Annotated in this window: 14 protein-coding genes; 10 read left to right on the plus strand and 4 right to left on the minus strand. The window is 64.2% G+C overall.

The genetic code is table 11. The features are described from left to right. The first annotated feature begins 3 nt into the window (after positions 1-3). Genes RM190_RS03255 through RM190_RS03285 form a run of 7 tightly spaced genes read left to right on the plus strand, consistent with a single transcriptional unit; the run spans position 4 to position 7,711 of the window. On the plus strand, positions 4-1,200 hold the full coding sequence (locus RM190_RS03255) for a CaiB/BaiF CoA transferase family protein (RefSeq protein WP_311757965.1): 1,197 nt from the start codon (positions 4-6) through the stop codon (positions 1,198-1,200). Then, entirely contained in the window at positions 1,200-2,330 is a 1,131-nt protein-coding gene (locus RM190_RS03260) for an ABC transporter substrate-binding protein (RefSeq protein WP_311757966.1), read from the plus strand. Before RM190_RS03255 ends, RM190_RS03260 begins: the two co-directional genes overlap by 1 nt. Further along, positions 2,327-3,094: an enoyl-CoA hydratase/isomerase family protein gene (locus tag RM190_RS03265; protein ID WP_311757967.1), complete on the plus strand. Its 768-nt coding sequence runs from the start codon at positions 2,327-2,329 to the stop codon at positions 3,092-3,094. Before RM190_RS03260 ends, RM190_RS03265 begins: the two co-directional genes overlap by 4 nt. A 1-nt stretch (position 3,095) precedes the next feature. Continuing rightward, the gene (locus RM190_RS03270; RefSeq protein ID WP_311757968.1) at positions 3,096-4,046 is read left to right on the plus strand and encodes an ABC transporter permease; all 951 of its coding nucleotides are present in this window, start codon (positions 3,096-3,098) and stop codon (positions 4,044-4,046) included. A gap of 23 nt (positions 4,047-4,069) precedes the next feature. Next, on the plus strand, positions 4,070-5,041 hold the full coding sequence (locus RM190_RS03275; RefSeq protein ID WP_311757969.1) for a sugar ABC transporter substrate-binding protein: 972 nt from the start codon (positions 4,070-4,072) through the stop codon (positions 5,039-5,041). Continuing rightward, the gene (locus tag RM190_RS03280; RefSeq protein ID WP_311757970.1) at positions 5,038-6,573 is read left to right on the plus strand and encodes a sugar ABC transporter ATP-binding protein; all 1,536 of its coding nucleotides are present in this window, start codon (positions 5,038-5,040) and stop codon (positions 6,571-6,573) included. Before RM190_RS03275 ends, RM190_RS03280 begins: the two co-directional genes overlap by 4 nt. 1 nt (position 6,574) lies before the next feature. Continuing rightward, positions 6,575-7,711 (plus strand): fumarylacetoacetate hydrolase family protein, encoded by a 1,137-nt coding sequence (locus RM190_RS03285; protein ID WP_311757971.1) that lies wholly within the window; start codon positions 6,575-6,577, stop codon positions 7,709-7,711. Positions 7,712-7,759: 48 nt separating this feature from the next. On the opposite strand, the gene hmpA is transcribed toward RM190_RS03285, so the two are convergent. Beyond that, positions 7,760-8,968, minus strand: coding sequence for an NO-inducible flavohemoprotein (gene hmpA / locus RM190_RS03290; RefSeq protein WP_311757972.1), 1,209 nt, complete (start codon positions 8,966-8,968; stop codon positions 7,760-7,762). An 89-nt stretch (positions 8,969-9,057) separates the two neighbouring features. Between hmpA and RM190_RS03295 the strand changes: the two genes are divergently transcribed. Continuing rightward, complete coding sequence (locus RM190_RS03295; protein ID WP_311757973.1) at positions 9,058-9,504, plus strand: RrF2 family transcriptional regulator; 447 nt, start codon at positions 9,058-9,060, stop codon at positions 9,502-9,504. Between the two features lie 9 nt (positions 9,505-9,513). On the opposite strand, the gene RM190_RS03300 is transcribed toward RM190_RS03295, so the two are convergent. Further along, the gene (locus tag RM190_RS03300; RefSeq protein ID WP_311757974.1) at positions 9,514-10,065 is read right to left on the minus strand and encodes a helix-turn-helix domain-containing protein; all 552 of its coding nucleotides are present in this window, start codon (positions 10,063-10,065) and stop codon (positions 9,514-9,516) included. A 139-nt stretch (positions 10,066-10,204) separates the two neighbouring features. Here RM190_RS03300 and RM190_RS03305 point away from each other — a divergent pair, with 139 nt between their 5' ends. Next, entirely contained in the window at positions 10,205-12,652 is a 2,448-nt protein-coding gene (locus tag RM190_RS03305) for a GcvT family protein (RefSeq protein WP_311757975.1), read from the plus strand. A 31-nt stretch (positions 12,653-12,683) separates the two neighbouring features. On the opposite strand, the gene RM190_RS03310 is transcribed toward RM190_RS03305, so the two are convergent. Next, the gene (locus RM190_RS03310; RefSeq protein ID WP_311757976.1) at positions 12,684-14,282 is read right to left on the minus strand and encodes an ABC transporter substrate-binding protein; all 1,599 of its coding nucleotides are present in this window, start codon (positions 14,280-14,282) and stop codon (positions 12,684-12,686) included. 46 nt (positions 14,283-14,328) lie between these two features. Next, positions 14,329-15,477 carry a mandelate racemase family protein gene (locus RM190_RS03315; RefSeq protein WP_311757977.1) on the minus strand — a complete coding sequence of 383 codons (1,149 nt, stop codon included), beginning with the start codon at positions 15,475-15,477 and terminating at the stop codon, positions 14,329-14,331. A gap of 207 nt (positions 15,478-15,684) precedes the next feature. Here RM190_RS03315 and RM190_RS03320 point away from each other — a divergent pair, with 207 nt between their 5' ends. Further along, a complete protein-coding gene (locus RM190_RS03320; RefSeq protein ID WP_311757978.1) occupies positions 15,685-16,410 on the plus strand; it encodes a FadR/GntR family transcriptional regulator in 726 nt (241 codons plus the stop codon). The last annotated feature ends 15 nt before the right edge of the window (positions 16,411-16,425 follow it).

Raw genomic sequence — 16,425 nt, forward strand, 5'->3', positions numbered from 1 at the left:
TTCATGGGCATTCTCGACGGAGTTACCGTTCTCGACTGCTCGATCGCCATGGCTGGACCGTTCGCGGCGCAGCGGCTGGGCGATCTGGGCGCGAATGTCATCAAGATCGAACCCCTTGCGGGAGAGTGGCAGCGACATGCTCCCGCCGGCGGGATCACCGGGAACAAGATCAACGTCTCGTTCCTGTCGCTTAACCGCAACAAGCGGTCGCTGGCCATCGACCTGAAATCCGAAGGCGGCAAAGAGGTACTGCGCAAGCTGGTCGCCACAGCAGATGTCTTCATCCAAAACTATCGCCCCGGTGTCGCGTCGCGGCTGGGCGTCGATTACGACAACCTTTCCGCGATCAATCCGCGGCTGATCTATGTTTCGATGTCCGGCTATGGCGAGGATGGCCCCAGCGCCATGCGCCCCGGACAGGACCTGCTGCTGCAGGCAATGTCGGGCGCGATGCTTTCCGCCGGACGCGAGGGCGAAGCCCCGACCCCGGCGGGCCAATATCTGGTCGATGCGATTACTGCCTATACCGCCTTCGAAGGCGCGCTGGCCGCGCTTTACCACCGCGAGCGTACGGGCGAAGGCCAGAAGGTCGAGGTCAACATGCTGGATGCGATCACCACCATCCAGATGCAGGAATTGTCTGTCTATACCGTCGGGCAAAAGCCGCAGACCCGTTCGGCTGAGCCGCATGCCCATGTATATATCCGCTCGCCCTATGGCATCTTCGGGACCAATGACGGCAAGTTCATCGCGCTGGCCATGCCGAACTTCCCCGGCCTCGCCCGCGCGCTGGAAGAACCGCGCCTTGCCGGACTGGACGAAATGAGCGCCGGATGGGAAAACCGCGACGAGACCTTTGCACTGGTCCGCGATGCGATCGCCAAGTTCAGCCAGCCCGACGCACTGGCCCGCCTTGAGGCGGAAGGAATCTGGGTCGGGCCGGTCTATGGTTATGCCGACCTGCTGACGGATCCGCAGATCGTCCATAACGGCACCTTCATCGAATACGACCACCCGACGGAAGGCCGGGTCAAGACGCCGGGCTTCCCTATCCGGTTTTCCCGCACTCCGTCGGAAATGCGCTTCGGCGCGCCGCTGACCGGGCAGCATACCGACGAGGTGCTGGCGGCCGCAGGCTATGACCCGTCCGAGATCGAGACGCTGGTCGCGCAGGGCGCCGTCGGCCGGGGGCAGTCCTGATGTTCCGTGGGTTGACCTGGGATCACCCGCGCGGACGCCACGCCCTGGAAGCTGCCGAGGCCGCGGGCGGACCGATCGCGTGGCAGGCGCAACCGCTGGAGGGGTTTGAAAGCGCTCCCATCGGCGAGCTTTGCGCCCGATACGATCTGGTCGTCCTCGATCACCCCCATCTGGGCGAGGCGCTGGCGCTTGGTTGCCTGCGCCCCCTTGACGAGGTGTTTGACGCATCGGAACTGGCCGCGATCGCAGATCGTGCCATCGGTCCCAGCATGGCAAGCTATGTGATGCAGGGCCGTCCATGGGCCCTGCCTCTGGATGCCGCGACGCAGGTCATGGCCCGCCGCGCCGACCACCTTGCCACCCCGCCCCGCACATGGGACGAGGTTGCGGCCATTTCGCGCGAGACCGGCAAAGTCGCACTGTCCCTGGCCGGGCCGCATGCATTCCTGTCCTTCCTGTCGGTCGTGCAATCGATCCGCCCCGATCTGGACCTTCGCGACGGCGACCGCTGGATCGATACCGACACCGCGACCCGTGCCTTGACCCTTCTGGGCGAACTGGCGCAGCGCAGCCCCGCTTCGGTCTCCTCGCTGAACCCGATCGGGATTCTTGAGCGCATGTCCTCGAGGGAGCAGGACGTGATCCTGTGCCCGCTCATCTATGGCTATGTGAATTATGCCGCGCCATCGCGGCCGGTGCCGCTGGCCTTTTCCGATGCGCCCCGGATGACGGCGGACGGACTGCCCAGCTCTATCTTGGGCGGGACCGGGATCGCGATCTCGACCCGCTGCACGGTCGATGATGCCCTGCGCGCCCATCTTCTGTGGCTGATGAGCCCCGAGGCGCAGCGCGGCTTTATTCCAGACCACGACGGCCAGCCCGGCACGAGCGAGGCATGGCTTGATCCGCGCGTGAACGCGCTGACCGGCAATTTCTTTGCCGATACCGCCGCCACGCTTCAGGCGGCGTCGATCCGGCCCCGGCACGACGGATTCATCGCGTTCCAGGGCGCGGCCTCGGCCCTCCTGCGCGAGGGATTTGCCGCGGGGACCGATACCGGCCTTCTTTCCGTCCGGCTGGAAGACCTGTTCCGCGCCTCTCACAAGGCCAGCACCGAGGTAACCGCATGATCGCCCCTTTGACATTCGAAACGCAGGGCCAGATCGGCGTCATCACCTATAACCGGCCCGAAAAGCTGAATGCCATGACGCCCGAAATGGCCGAGCTGATGGTCGATGCGATCACCCGCTGCAACCAGGATGACGACGTACGCGCCGTCGTTCTGACCGGCACCGGCAAGGCGTTTTGCGCGGGTTCGGACATCGCGCTTCTGGACAGCTATGCCACGCCCTGGGACTTCCGCAACCGGACCGAGTATTGCGACGCGCTGCGGGAACTTCGAAAACCCTCGATCGCCGCGATCAACGGCTATGCCTTTGGCGGCGGGCTGGAGATGGCGCTGTCCTGCGACATCCGCATTGCTGCCGATACCGCAAGACTCGGGGCACCCGAGGTCAAGCTGGGCTGGATCGGTGGTGGCGGCATGACCGCGCTGCTTGCGCACTCCATCGGACCCTCGAACGCGGCCATGATGGTGATGACGGGCGACCCCATCGACGCGGAAAAGGCCCTGGCCTGGGGTTTGGTCAGCGAGGTTTACCCCGCCGACGCCCTGCATGCCCGCGCGGTCGAAATCGCGACCGCCATCGCCGCCCGCGCGCCCATCGCGGCTGAGACGGCGAAAAGCAACCTCGCGGCAGCCTTCAACATGCCGCTGGAGCAGGCCATCGCCTATGAACGCGACCTGCAGACCATCTGCTTTGCGACCGAAGACGCAAACGAGGGCCGCGCCGCATTCTCGGCCAAGCGTGCGCCGCGTTTCAGGAGGCGCTGAGATGACATTCGACCTGCGCGCGCTGGTGCGGCAGCGCGAATTCTCGGTGCTGGCCATGCTGCTGCTGGTGGCGCTGTATCTAAGCTTTGCCAGCGAGTATTTCCTGTCCCATCGGAACCTGATGAATGTCGGCAGACAGGCCTCGGTCGTGGCGATCGTGGCACTGGGTCAGGCGCTGGTCATCATCGCCCGCGGCATCGACCTGTCCGTCGGCTCGGTCATCGGATTGTCGGCTGTCTGCTCGGCGATGGTGATGAGGGCGACGGGATCGGATGCGCTGGCGCTGATGGCGGGGCTGGGTGCCGGGACTTGTGCGGGCGCTCTTAACGGATTGATGGTCACGCGGCTGCGGATCAATCCCTTCATCGCGACGCTGGGGATGCTGTCGGTTGCGCGCGGCGTCGCCCTGCTGATGACAGGCGGTATCCCGGTCCCATATTCCGGCTGGGCGGAATGGTTGGGTGCAGGGCGGATCGCCGGGGTGCCGGTTTCGGTCCTGCTGATGATCCTTCTGGTCGTGATGGTCCATATCGGCGCGACACGCAGCGTCGCAGGGCGCGAGATCTATGCCGTGGGTGACAACCCCAAGGCCGCGCGGCTGGCCGGTATCGACATCGCCCGCACCCGCATGATCGTCTTCACCTTCACCGGGCTAGTCGCTGGACTGGGCGGGATCATCCTGGCCGGAAACCTGGCCAGCGCGGATCCGAACCTGGGCATGGGATACGAGCTTGACGTGATCGCCGCCGTCATTCTGGGCGGCACCGCGCTTAGCGGAGGGCGCGGCTCGATCCTGGGGGTGCTGATCGGCGCGATGCTGATGGCGCTGCTGAACAACGCCTTCGTGCTGCTGGGGGTCTCGGCCTACTGGCAGGTGGTGACCAAGGGGCTGATCATCATCATGGCCGTCGGGATCGACGGATTGCGGCGCGGACCCGAGGCGGACGAATAGCAAATCTGAGGAGGAGAAGCCTGATGCAGATGAAGAAATGGATAGGCGCCGGTGCCGCGGCCTTGGCACTGGCACTCGCGCCCGCCGCGATGGCGCAGGACCTGCCCAAGGGCGCGACGGTGGCCGCCACGCAGAAATCGGACAAGGAGGTGCGGATCGCCTTCCTGTCCTTCCAGAACAACCCGTTCTGGGTTCCGGTCACCGAAGGGGCCGGGGCCGCCAACGATTATCTCAAGAACTTCAACGGCAAGGTCGATTTCATTGACCTTGGCGACGACCTGACCGCCGAGGCGGTGGTCGCCGGTGTCGAAGCGGCGCTGGTCCAGAATTACGACGGCATCGTGGTCGTGCCGATCTTCGACGGCACCGCCCGGATCATCAATGAGGCGGTCGACGAAGGCGTGCCCGTGGTCACCATCATCGCCGAGGGCAGCCAGCCGTCGAAGCGGCTGGCCTTCATCGGTCAGGACGCCAAGGCAGCCGGGGCGCAGATCGGCGAATTCATCGCCGGAAAGATGCAGGGCAAGGGTAAGCTGGGTGTCATCACCGGCTATTTCGGCGCGACCCAGCACCAGGCGCGGATGGACGGAACACTGGAATATCTGAAAGCAAACGCGCCCGGTATCCAGATCGTCGGTCCCTTCGAAAACCGCGACAAGGCCGAGGCCGCCTATAGCATCGTGCAGGACATGGCGACGGCGAATCCCGATCTGGGCATGATCTATGTGACGGCGGGCGGACCCTTTGGCGCAGCCAAGGCGGTCAAGGATCTGGGGCTTACCGGCAAGGTCGGAGTGGTGGGCTTCGACCATACCCCCGAGAACACCGCCTATGTGCCGTCGGGCGAGATGGTCGGTCTGCTTGACCAGGCACCGTTCCAGCAGGCCTTCGACGGCTCGGTCATGCTATTCAACCATATCGTTGCGGGCTACCAACCGGAAAGCGATGTCATCAAGGTCGACGGCAACCTGATGACGAAGGAGTCGGGTTCGTGATCCGAGCCGTCCCGGCCGTGGAGGAGGGGCACGCGCCCCCTCCGCTTCTGGTGCTCGATGGGGTCGAGAAAAGTTTCGGGCCGAACCAGGTCCTGAAGAACGTCTCGTTTACCGTTCACCCCGGAGAGGTCATCGGTCTTCTGGGCGAGAACGGGGCCGGAAAATCCACGCTGATGAACATCGTCTCGGGGGCCTTGCGGCCCTCGGGCGGGCAGATCTCCTATGACGGAGCGACCCATGAACTGGGCTCGATCACCGAGGGGATCGAGGCCGGGATCTCCTTCGTCCATCAGGAGTTGTCCATCGTCGGATCGCTCAGCGTCGCTGAGAACCTTTTCCTGGGTCGCCTGCCCCGCAACCGGCTGGGGCTGGTCGATTTCGCGGCCATCCGTTCGGCCTCGCGCGCGATGCTGGACGGGATCGGGGCCGACTGGATCCGGCCCGAGCGCCTGGCGGGCAGCCTGCGCGCAGGGGAACAGCAACTGGTCGAGATCGCTCGGGCCGCAGCCCGCAAGCCGCGCCTGCTGATCCTGGACGAACCAACATCATCGCTGACGCCGCATGAGGTCGCGTCGTTCCTGGCCTATGTCCGCCGCGTCAGGTCCGAGGGCACGGCGATCATCTTCATCACCCATCGGCTGGAAGAGGCGATGGAGATCTGTGACCGGCTGCTGGTGCTGCGCAACGGGCAGATCGTGTCGGACCTGCCGCCGGGCCGGACAAGCCGTGCACAGATCATCCGCGACATGACCGGAAAGCAAAGCCTGTTCGAATACCAGCCGCGCGCTGTCCCCGTATCGGCACCCGCGCTTCTGCTGTCAGACGTCAGCGACCGCGATCATTTGCGCGATATCAGCCTTGAAGTGCGCCGGGGCGAGGTCTTCGGCCTGTTCGGGCTGGTCGGGGCGGGCCGGACCGAGCTTCTTGAGACGATCTGCGGTGCGCGCCGACTGCGCGCCGGGCGCATGGAACTGATGGGTCAACGTCACGCTCCGGTAGATCCCGCCCACGCCTTGCGGGACGGGGTCGCGCTGGTGCCCGAGGGGCGCAAGACCGCCGGGATCCTGCCGCAGCATTCGGTACGCCGGAACGCCTCGGCCGCGGCTCTGCGCAGCATGGCACATGGCCCCCTGGTCGCGACTGCGATCGAGGCACAGCGCACCGGGGCCGAATTTAAGGCTCTGGGCGTCCGGATGGAAAGTGACCGTCAGCCCATCACGACCCTGTCCGGGGGAAACCAGCAGAAGGTGATCTTTGCCCGCGCGCTTCTGGCACAGCCCCGGCTTCTGCTGCTGGATGAACCGACCCACGGCGTCGATATCGGTGCCAAGGCCGAACTATACGAGATTGTCCGCCGCACCGCCGATGAAGGGCTGACAGTCATCGTCGCCTCATCCGAGCTTCCCGAGATCAATGCCCTGTGCGACCGGGTGGCGGTTCTGTCCAAGGGACGGCTGGCGGGTATTCTGGAACGTGACAAGATGGATGACGCGACGCTTCTGCGGCTCGCCTTCAGTGGACATGAGGAATGACATGATCGACGATCTTTCCGGCCTTTGGCTGGGCCGAGTCTGGCTGCCCAAGATGCAGGGGCCAGCGGTGGTGACCCTGCGCGACGGGCAGGTCATCGACATCACCGCGAAAGGTGCGGCCACCGTCTCGGAAATCTGCGAGATGGCGGATCCGGCCGCCCATGTCCGCGATGCTGCGGGGGTAGCCCTTGGTCCGCTCGACCAGATCGCGGCGGGACGGGTCGGGGATCTTTCGGTAATTCACTTCCTTGCCCCCTGCGACCTGCAGGCGGTCAAGGCTTGTGGAGTGACCTTTGCCCGGTCCATGGTCGAGCGTGTGATCGAGGAAAAGGCGGGCGGGGATCCGGCCCGCGCCGAAGCCATCCGCACCCGCATCGGTGCCGTGATCGGTGACAGCCTGCGCAATATCCGCGCCGGGTCCGAGGAGGCCGTCCGCGTGAAGGAGGCCCTGATCGCCGAAGGCATGTGGTCGCAATACCTTGAGGTCGGGATCGGCCCGGATGCCGAGGTCTTCTCCAAGGCGCAGGTGCTAAGCTCGGTCGGGCCGGGCGCGGAAATCGGACTGCACCCGATCTCGACCTGGAACAACCCCGAGCCGGAAATCGTGCTGGCGGTTTCCTCTGCGGGCCGGATCGTGGGCGCGACGCTTGGCAATGACGTAAACCTGCGCGATGTCGAGGGACGTTCGGCCCTGCTTTTGTCGAAGGCCAAGGACAACAATGCCTCGTCCGCGATCGGGCCGATGATCCGCCTGTTCGATGCGGGATTTTCGCTGGATGACGTGCGCCGTGCCGAACTTGCGCTGAGGGTCGAGGGGCCGGACGGGTTCGTGCTGAACGGTCATTCCTCGATGTCCCAGATCAGCCGCGATCCTGAAGATCTCGTGCGACAGACGGTTGGGCGCCATCACCAGTATCCCGACGGATTCATGCTGTATCTGGGAACGCTTTTCGCCCCGACCGAAGATCGCGATGCGAAGGGAGAAGGCTTCACCCACAAGCTGGGCGATATCGTCACGATCTCGGCGCCGGGGCTTGGGCGACTGACCAATACCGTGCGACTGTCGACCGAATGCCCGCAATGGAGCTACGGCATTTCGGCCCTGATGAAGAACCTGGCAGCCCGAGGGCTTTGCTGACCCGCGGATTGCGCGGCGGGGAAGATCATCCCCGCCGCGCAGTTTGGTTCAGGCCGCGAGTTGTTCGTCCGCGGGACCGAAGAACTCATAATGGATCCGGTCAGCGGTCACCCCGGCCTCGGCCAAAGCCTGCACCGTCGCGCGCAGGAAGGGTCGCGGACCGCACAGGTAATAATCGGCATCCGCGACGGGCGTGTTCGCCAGCAGCCAGTCGCCGCCGATGATCCCTTCGTGGTCATAGTCGCGCCCGGCTTCTTCGCCCGGCAGCGGGGTCTGGTGGAAATCGGTCACCAGAACGTTTCCTCGCCCGGCGGCAAGACTGCGGACATGATCGCGCATCGCGTGGGTATCGCGATCATGCGTGCCGTGGACGTAATGCACGGGCACATCCGCTCCATCGCGAACCAGCGTTTCCAGCATCGCGACCATCGGCGTCAGGCCGACGCCGCCCGACAGCAGGACGACCGGCCGCTTTGCCGCGGGCTTCAGGTGGAAATCGCCTGCCGGTGCCGCGACTTTCAGGACGGTGCCCGGTTCCTGCGCGTGCAGCCAACCCGAGGCCAGCCCCATCTCTTCGCGCTTGACCGAGATGCGATAGCTGCGCCCGTTCGGCGCGGCCGAGATCGAGTAGTTGCGCTTGACCGGGGTTTGTCCGGGGATTTCCAGCCAGAAGGTCAGGTACTGACCCGGCTTGTAATCCATGACCGGCCCACCATCGACCGGGGCCAGCACGAAGGACGTGATTACGCTGCTTTCGCGGGTCATCTGTTCGATGCGGAAATCGCGCCAGCCGTTCCAGCCGCCCTGAAGCCCATGCTGCTCGGCATAAATGTCCTTTTCGCGCCCGATCAGGATATTGGCCAGGAACCAATAGGCTTCGCCCCAGGCGGTCATGATCTCATCCGTGGCGGCATCGCCCAGAACGTGCTTGATCGCGCCCAGCAATGCCTCACCCACATGGGGGTAATGCTCGGGCAGGATCTGCAGGCCGACATGTTTCTGGGCGATCCGTTCGACCGCCGAAGTCAGCGCGCCAAGGTTGTCGATATTCGCGGCATAGGCCAGCACGGCCCCCGCCAGTGCACGCGGCTGGGCGTCGCTGCTGCCATGATGCGATTGGTTGAACAGATCGCGGATCTCTGGGTTGCGGAACATGCGGCTGTACATTTCATGGACGATGTCCAGCCCATGCGCCTGCAGGGCAGGCAGGGTGGCCTTTACAAGCGCGATGGTGCGTTCACTCAGCTGGTCGGTCATGGGAAGCTCCTGTCCTTATCCTGTCGCCGCGGCGATTAAAGATGTATCGTGGATACATCTATTCATGCGCCCCATATCGCGCAACAGGGATGCAAGTTGACGAGGGACCGATGAAGCTGACGCAATACACCGATTACGCGATGCGGGCGCTTTTGTATCTGGGCCGCGAGCCAGAGCGGCTGTCCTCGATCGCCGAGATCGCAAAGGCTTATGGAATCTCACAAAATCACCTGATGAAGGTCATCAACGACCTCGTCAACGCGGGGTATCTGAACAGCGTCCGGGGCCGGAATGGAGGCGTCCGGCTGGCTCGGAAGCCGTCAGAGATCAATGTGGGTGCGCTGATTCGTCACACCGAGGACAGCTTTGATCTGGTGGGATGTGGCAGCTGCATCATCGCCCCGGCCTGCGGACTGACCTCGGTTCTGGGCGAGGCGCTGGAGGCGTTTCTGGCAGTCCTTGACAGATACAGTCTGGCGGACGTTCTGGCGCGGCGCGGGGATTTCGCTCATCTGTTGAACATCAAGCCGGCCTGACGGCGACGGTCAGTAGATGGGAGGCGACACGATCCACAGGACCACTGCCGGTTCCGCGCCCGGATTTTCCCAGCCGTAGCTTTCTTCGCGAAACTGAAAGCTGTCGCCGGGGCCAAGTTCGAACCGCGCGCTGCCAAGGATCAGGATCAGACGCCCGGACAGCAGGACCCCGCCATCCTCCTTGTCGCGGGCGGGGCGCATTCCGCTGCTTTTCGACCCCGGCGCAAAGACCGAGCGGATCATTTCGAACGAACCGCTGAGGCCGGGGGACAGCAATTCCTCGGACAGGCCGGATTCAGCCGAGCCGATGGCACTGCGGTCGGCTGCACGAACGACAAGCCCCTGTTCTTCCGGGCGGCGGCTGGAAGATCGGAAGAAGAAGCTGATGTTCAGGTCGAACAGCCGCGCGATCTGGCCAAGGTCATGGACCGAAGGTGTGGTCATGCCGCGTTCGACCTGGCTGAGCCAGCCAAGCGAGCGATCCAGCGCCGCCGCGCAATCCGCGATGGTCATGCGACGGGCCTTGCGCAAGGCCCGGATATCCTGCCCGATCCTGTCCATCCCCCACGTTTATGATGAAATTGAGAAATATTCCAGCCCACCCGCACTGCTGCTGAATAAATTCACCGTGGTGAAATTCAATGCTTGTTTTTTCATTTCAGGGTGACACCATGTCCCTACCCTAGCCAGAGAGCGACTCATGCAAGACCTGCCCAGTTCCGCCCGCGTCGTCATCATCGGTGGCGGCATCTCCGGTTGCTCGGTCGCCTATCACCTGGCGGAACTGGGCTGGACCGACATCGTGCTGCTGGAGCGCAAGCAGCTGACCTGCGGCACCACCTGGCACGCGGCCGGGCTGGTCGGACAGTTGCGAGCCAGCCAGAACATGACGCGACTGGCGAAGTATTCGGCAGATCTGTACCGCCGGCTTGAGGCAGAGACCGGCCTGGCCACCGGGTTCAGCCAGCGCGGCTCGATGACCGTCGCGCTGACTGCAGCACGGCGCGAGGAATTGTTGCGCCAAGCCTCGATGGCGCGTGCTTTCGGTGTCGAGGTGAATGAGTTGACGCCGGCGCAGGTCAAGTCGCTTTATCCGCATCTGGAGACCCGCGACGTGGTCTCGGGGGTGCATCTGCCGGGCGACGGACAGGCAGACCCGGCCAATATCGCGCTGGCCCTTGCCAAGGGCGCGCGGATGCGGGGCGCCCGCATTCAGGAAGGCGTCAAGGTCACGCGCGTCACCACCGATCGCGGCCGCGTCACCGGCGTCGATTGGCAGGCGGATGGGGAAACCGGCCATATCGCCGCCACCCATGTCGTCAATTGCGGCGGCATGTGGGGCCGTGATCTTGCGGCGCAGAACGGCGTCACCCTGCCGCTTCATGCCTGCGAGCATTTCTACATCGTGACCGAGGGTATCCCCGGCCTGGCCCAGTTTCCGGTGCTGCGCGTTCCCGACGAATGCGCCTATTACAAGGAGGATGCGGGCAAGATCCTGCTTGGCGCGTTCGAGCCGGTTGCAAAGCCCTGGGGCATGTCGGGCATCCGCGAGGATTTCTGCTTCGACCAGCTGCCCGAGGATCTGGACCATTTCGAACCGATCCTGGAAAAAGCCGTCGCGCGCATGCCGATCCTTGCGGAAACCGGCATCCATACCTTCTTCAACGGCCCGGAAAGCTTTACCCCCGACGACCGCTATTATCTGGGCGAGGCGCCGGGATTGCAGGGCTATTGGGTGGCGGCCGGGTATAACTCGATCGGGATCGTTTCCTCGGGGGGCGCGGGCATGGCGCTGGCCCGCTGGATGGACAAGGGCGAGCCACCCTTTGACCTGTGGGAGGTCGATATCCGCCGCGCCCAGCCCTTCCAGAGAAACCGCCGCTACCTGCGCGAGCGCGTGACCGAAACGCTGGGGCTGCTTTACGCCGATCACTTTCCCTATCGTCAGATGGCCACGGCCCGCGGGCTGCGCCGTTCGCCTCTGCACGAGCATCTGAAGTCGCAGGGGGCGGTTTTTGGCGAGGTGGCCGGGTGGGAGCGCGCAAACTGGTTCGCCAGCGGCGACCAGCCCCGCGCCTATGACTATGCCTGGGGTCGCCAGAACTGGTTCGAGAATAGCGCCGCCGAGCATCGGGCGATGCGCGAAGGCGTCGGACTGCTTGACATGACGAGCTTTGGCAAGATCCGGGTCGAGGGGCGGGACGCCCTGCCGTTCCTGCAGCGGCTATGCGGCAATGACCTTGCCGTCGAGCCGGGCCGGATCGTCTATACCCAGATGCTGAACGATCGCGGCGGCATCGAAAGCGACCTGACGGTGACGCGTCTTGCCGAGAACGCCTTCCTTCTGGTCGTGCCCGGCGCGACCTTGCAGCGCGATCTGGCCTGGCTGCGTCGTCACGTTGACGCCGAATTCGTGACCATCACAGACGTTTCCGCCGCCGAGGCCGTCATCCCCGTCATGGGCCCAAGGTCACGCGACTTGCTGTCGCTAGTTTCGCCGGATGATTTCTCGGACGCAGCGCATCCCTTTGGTGTCGCGCGCGAAATCGAGATCGGGCTTGGCCTCGCCCGCGCGCATCGCATCTCCTATGTCGGCGAGCTTGGGTGGGAGCTTTACGTCAGCACCGAACAGGCGGCGCATGTCTTCGAGACCCTGACCGAGGCCGGGACCGATCTGGGCCTGCGCCTGTGCGGCCTGCATGCGATGGATTCCTGCCGCATCGAAAAGGCCTATCGCCATTTCGGGCATGACATCACGGACGAGGATCACGTGCTGGAGGCAGGGCTGGGCTTTGCCGTGAAACCCGCCAAGGGTGACTTCTTCGGGCGCGACGCCGTGCTGCGCAAGCGCGACGCCGGACTGACCCGGCGCCTGCTGCAATTCCGCCTGTCGGACCCCTCTCCGCTGCTGTTCCATAACGAGCCGATCCTGCGCGACGGCCGGATCGTCGGGCAGATCACCTCGGGTGCATATGGCCACACCCTGCAGGGAGCGATCGGACTGGGCTATGTCCCCTGCCGCACGGACGAGACGGCGGCGGAAATGCTGGCGTCGGATTACCGGATCGAGGTCGCGGGACAAAGCTTCGCGGCCGAGGCCAGCCTGAAGCCGCTTTATGATCCCCAATCGCAGCGGGTGCTGGGCTAGTCAGGCACCCAGTCCCCGCCGCCCGAATGGGTCAGGGCGCCTTCGTGACCCATTCGAAGCGCGACACCCAGGGGCTTGCAATCACGCCATGGACGCTGGCGCGAAAGGCTGCCGTGTCCAGCACCTCGGAAAAAGGCTGGATCGGCAAGGGGTGGGCGTCGATATAGTTCTGGATGTCCTCGTAAGCGGCCTTCTGCTGGGCGGGATCGGCCAGAAGCAGTGCGTTTTCGACTTTCCGGTTCATATCCGGATCGTAATAGCTGGCCCGCCAACCCTGGTAGTTGGTCAGCTTGGCCTTGTCCGAATTGTCCGGGTTATAGGCCAGCGATCGCAGGTTGTTGTCGGGATGCGGCTGCTGGCCACCACCACCGCGACCGATCAGAAGCTCGAAATCCCGGTCCCGCATCGCACCATAGATGATGTCGCCAGAACCGCTGATCATGCGGACGCGGAAGCCGCCCTGCTCCAGCGTGTTCTGGATCGCGGTCGCGGCCTTGGCAAAGGGTTCCTCGGACAGGAAGCGCAGGGACACGTCCATGCCGTTCGGATATCCCGCCTCGGCCAGCAGTTCGCGGGCGCGCTTGACGTCCAGATGATAGCCGGGATCGGGAAGCGAGCCGATGACACCCGTGCTGATCGGCCTTTGCCTGAGCTTGCCGAAATAGGGCATGACCGCGCGGTTGATCCCGTCATAATCGATCAGCAGGCGCAGCGCCTGCAGGACGCGCGGATCCTGGAACCGCTTGTCCTTCATCGACGCCGCCAGGTAGTAGAATCCCGATCCGAAGGTGGTCTCGACCCTGATCTCGGGGTCCGATTCCAGCGCCTTCAGGTCGGGGGACTGCATGGAATAGGCGACGTCGATATCGCCCTTTTCCAGCATCAGTCGCTGCGTCTGCGATTCCGGCAAATGCCGGAACAGGATGCGCCGCATCGCAGGCGGCGGCCCCCAATAGGTCGGGCTGCGCGTCATGATGACATATTCGTTGGACGCCCATTCGCTGAGCGTATAGGGGCCCGAACCGGCCGCGTTGGTCCGCAGCCAGGCCGCGCCCCAATCTCCGTCAACCTCGTGTTCCAGCGCGGTCCGCTTGTCCAGGATCGTGCCGAAGCCGTTCTGAGCCAGGATCATCATCACCAGCGTCGGATCATCCGGCTGCGGCAGGTTCAGGACGAAGGTATGGTCGTTTTCGGCGACGAACAGCTTGTCGGCATCTTCGACCCGGAAGCCGCGCGTCTTCAGGGCCGAGGCCTGTGCGAGGTTCAGGGCAAGCAGGCGCGTCAGGCTCCATTTCACGTCATCCGCCGTGACCGGGTTGCCCGAGGAAAAGTGCGCATCTTCGCGCAGGTGGAAGCGCACCGACATGCGGTCGTCTGAAATCTCCCAGCTTTGGGCAAGGCGGGGCTTCAGGCTGCGATCCTTGGGGTCGAGGATCACCAGCGTGTCATAGATGTTGTTCAGCACCTGGACGGTTTCCCGCCCGGTAATCCCGGCCGGGTCCAGAGTCAGGATGTTGTTCATCGTCGTCGCGACGACAAGCTGGTCGGCCGGCGTTTCGGCCAGGGCCGGCATCGGGGCAGTGCTGGCCAACAAGGCCAGGACCGCGGCCCGTTTCAAAAATTCCCTCATGCGCCTCTCCTCCCTTTGAATGGCATCCGGGCCGTCCCGGCCCGGTTCAGGCGACGCGGTTGTTCTCGATGAAATCGAAATTGATGTCCTCGCCCAGGCCGGGACGGTCGGGAACATGGACATAGCCGTCCCGATCCATCGGGTCGGACAGCGCGTTCAGGTAGTCGTGGCCGTCGTCATATTCCAGGAAGGGATGCAGAAGCCCGCGTTCATACCAGCGGCAGTTCTTCGACGCGGCGACGACATGCAGGTTCATCGCGGTATTGCCGTGAACCTCGCATTCCATGCCGAAACATTCCGCCATCCGCATGGTCTTCAGCGCAGGCGTGATGCCGCCGACATCGTTCACGCCGGTCCGCAGGATGTCACAGGCCCCCGCCTTGACCCATTCCGCGCGGTGCCAATGCTTGCCCGCCGCACTTTCCGGGCCGACGACCGGAATATCCAGATTGTCGGCCAGCCATTTATAGGACGACATCGACTGTTCATCCATCGGCTCTTCGATCCAGTCGAAGCCCAGCTTTTCCAACCCGCGCCCCAACGCCAGCGAGTCGGTGCGCGAATACCAGTGGAAGGCGTCGATCATCAGGCGGATATCCGGCCCCACGGCCTCGCGCACGGCCGCGCAGGCCTTCAGGTCCATCCCGACATCGGGCGCCCAGCTGACCGGGGGCATCCAGGTGTGCAGCTTGATCCCCTTGTAGCCGCGCTTGACCAGCGTCTCTGCAAAGCGGCCATAATCTTCGGGCGTGGCCAGCCCGCCCTCCAGCTCATCGCCACACATGATCGAGCCATAGGCCAGGACCTTGTCGCGATAGGCCCCGATCAGCTTGTGCACGGGCTGGTTCAGGCTGCGCCCGGCCAGATCCCACAGCGCGCAATCGACTACCGCCAGCGTCCGGTCGGTCAGCTGCGCCGCCGAACCGCGCTGCCAATGCGCCAGGTCCTGCCACAGCCGTTCACGGTCGCGATGGTCCTGTCCGATCAGCACCTTGTTCACGAATTTCTCGATCACGTGGGGCCGCACGATTTCCGGCGCGGTGAAAGAGTGCCCTTCGTGCCCGTCCTCGGTGCGGATGGTCAGCATCGCCTGGCGCACCTTGTGAGCGGGACCGGGATGGGCATGGCCCGCGCTGTCGGAATGGCGGCGCGTCGTGGTTTCGAACACCCGGACCTGAACGTCGGAGATGAGCATATGATGTTCCTCGAATCTGCGGCCCGATCGGCGGGGCGATGGCAGACTGATGCGGCATGTTGCATAACTTGTCAATAATCTGTATTACATGTTATGCGACAAACGGCGACAGCCCGCTTGCCTGTGCACATGTCGTCGTGCTTTGAACGATCAAGACGACGATGCGGCTGCGGGACAAGCGGCCCTTTGATTTATCAGGAGCAAAACATGCAACCCGGAGGCACGCAGTCCCTGGTCAGCCGCATTTGCGGCGATCTGCGTCAGGCCATCGAGGCCGGGACCTATCCACCGGGCACGCGACTGCCCAGCGAAAAGGATCTGACGGAGCGCTATGGCGTCAGCCGGACGGTTGCCCGCGAGGCTTTTGCCAACCTGCGGGCAGACGGGCTGGTCGAATCGCGCAAGGGCGCGGGCGTCTTCGTTCTGGACGCACCCCAGCGGCAGGCCCCCTTCTCGGGCCTTTCTGTGGACCGCATCTCATCCGTCATCGAATTGCTGGAATTACGCACGGTTTTCGAGGTGGAGGCCGCGGGATTTGCGGCTGCGCGCCGCTCGGCAAGCCAGCTTGAACGCATCATCGAGGCACATCGGAACGTCGCGGACCGCCTGCGCCTGGGGCAGCCGACGCGCGATGCGGATTATGATTTCCACCACACCATTGCCGAGGCGACGCAGAACCGCCGGTTCCCCGAATTCCTGCAACTGATCCGATCGGGCATCATCCCGCGCGGCGAATTGCAGGGCGCGCCCGCGGGAGCACGTCCCCGCGACTACAATCTGCATCTGCAGGAAGAACATGGGCGGATCGTCGACGCCATCATCCAGTCCGATCAGCAGGCGGCGCGGCAGTGCATGGCCGCCCATCTGCGCGGCTCAATGGACAGGTATCGCGAATTGCTGCGGAGCCGGGCGACAGTTGCCGACCGGCCTTGATGTCGGAACCTGTCG

Source organism: Paracoccus broussonetiae (assembly GCF_031854425.1).
In the GTDB taxonomy this organism is placed as follows: Bacteria; Pseudomonadota; Alphaproteobacteria; order Rhodobacterales; family Rhodobacteraceae; genus Paracoccus; species Paracoccus broussonetiae.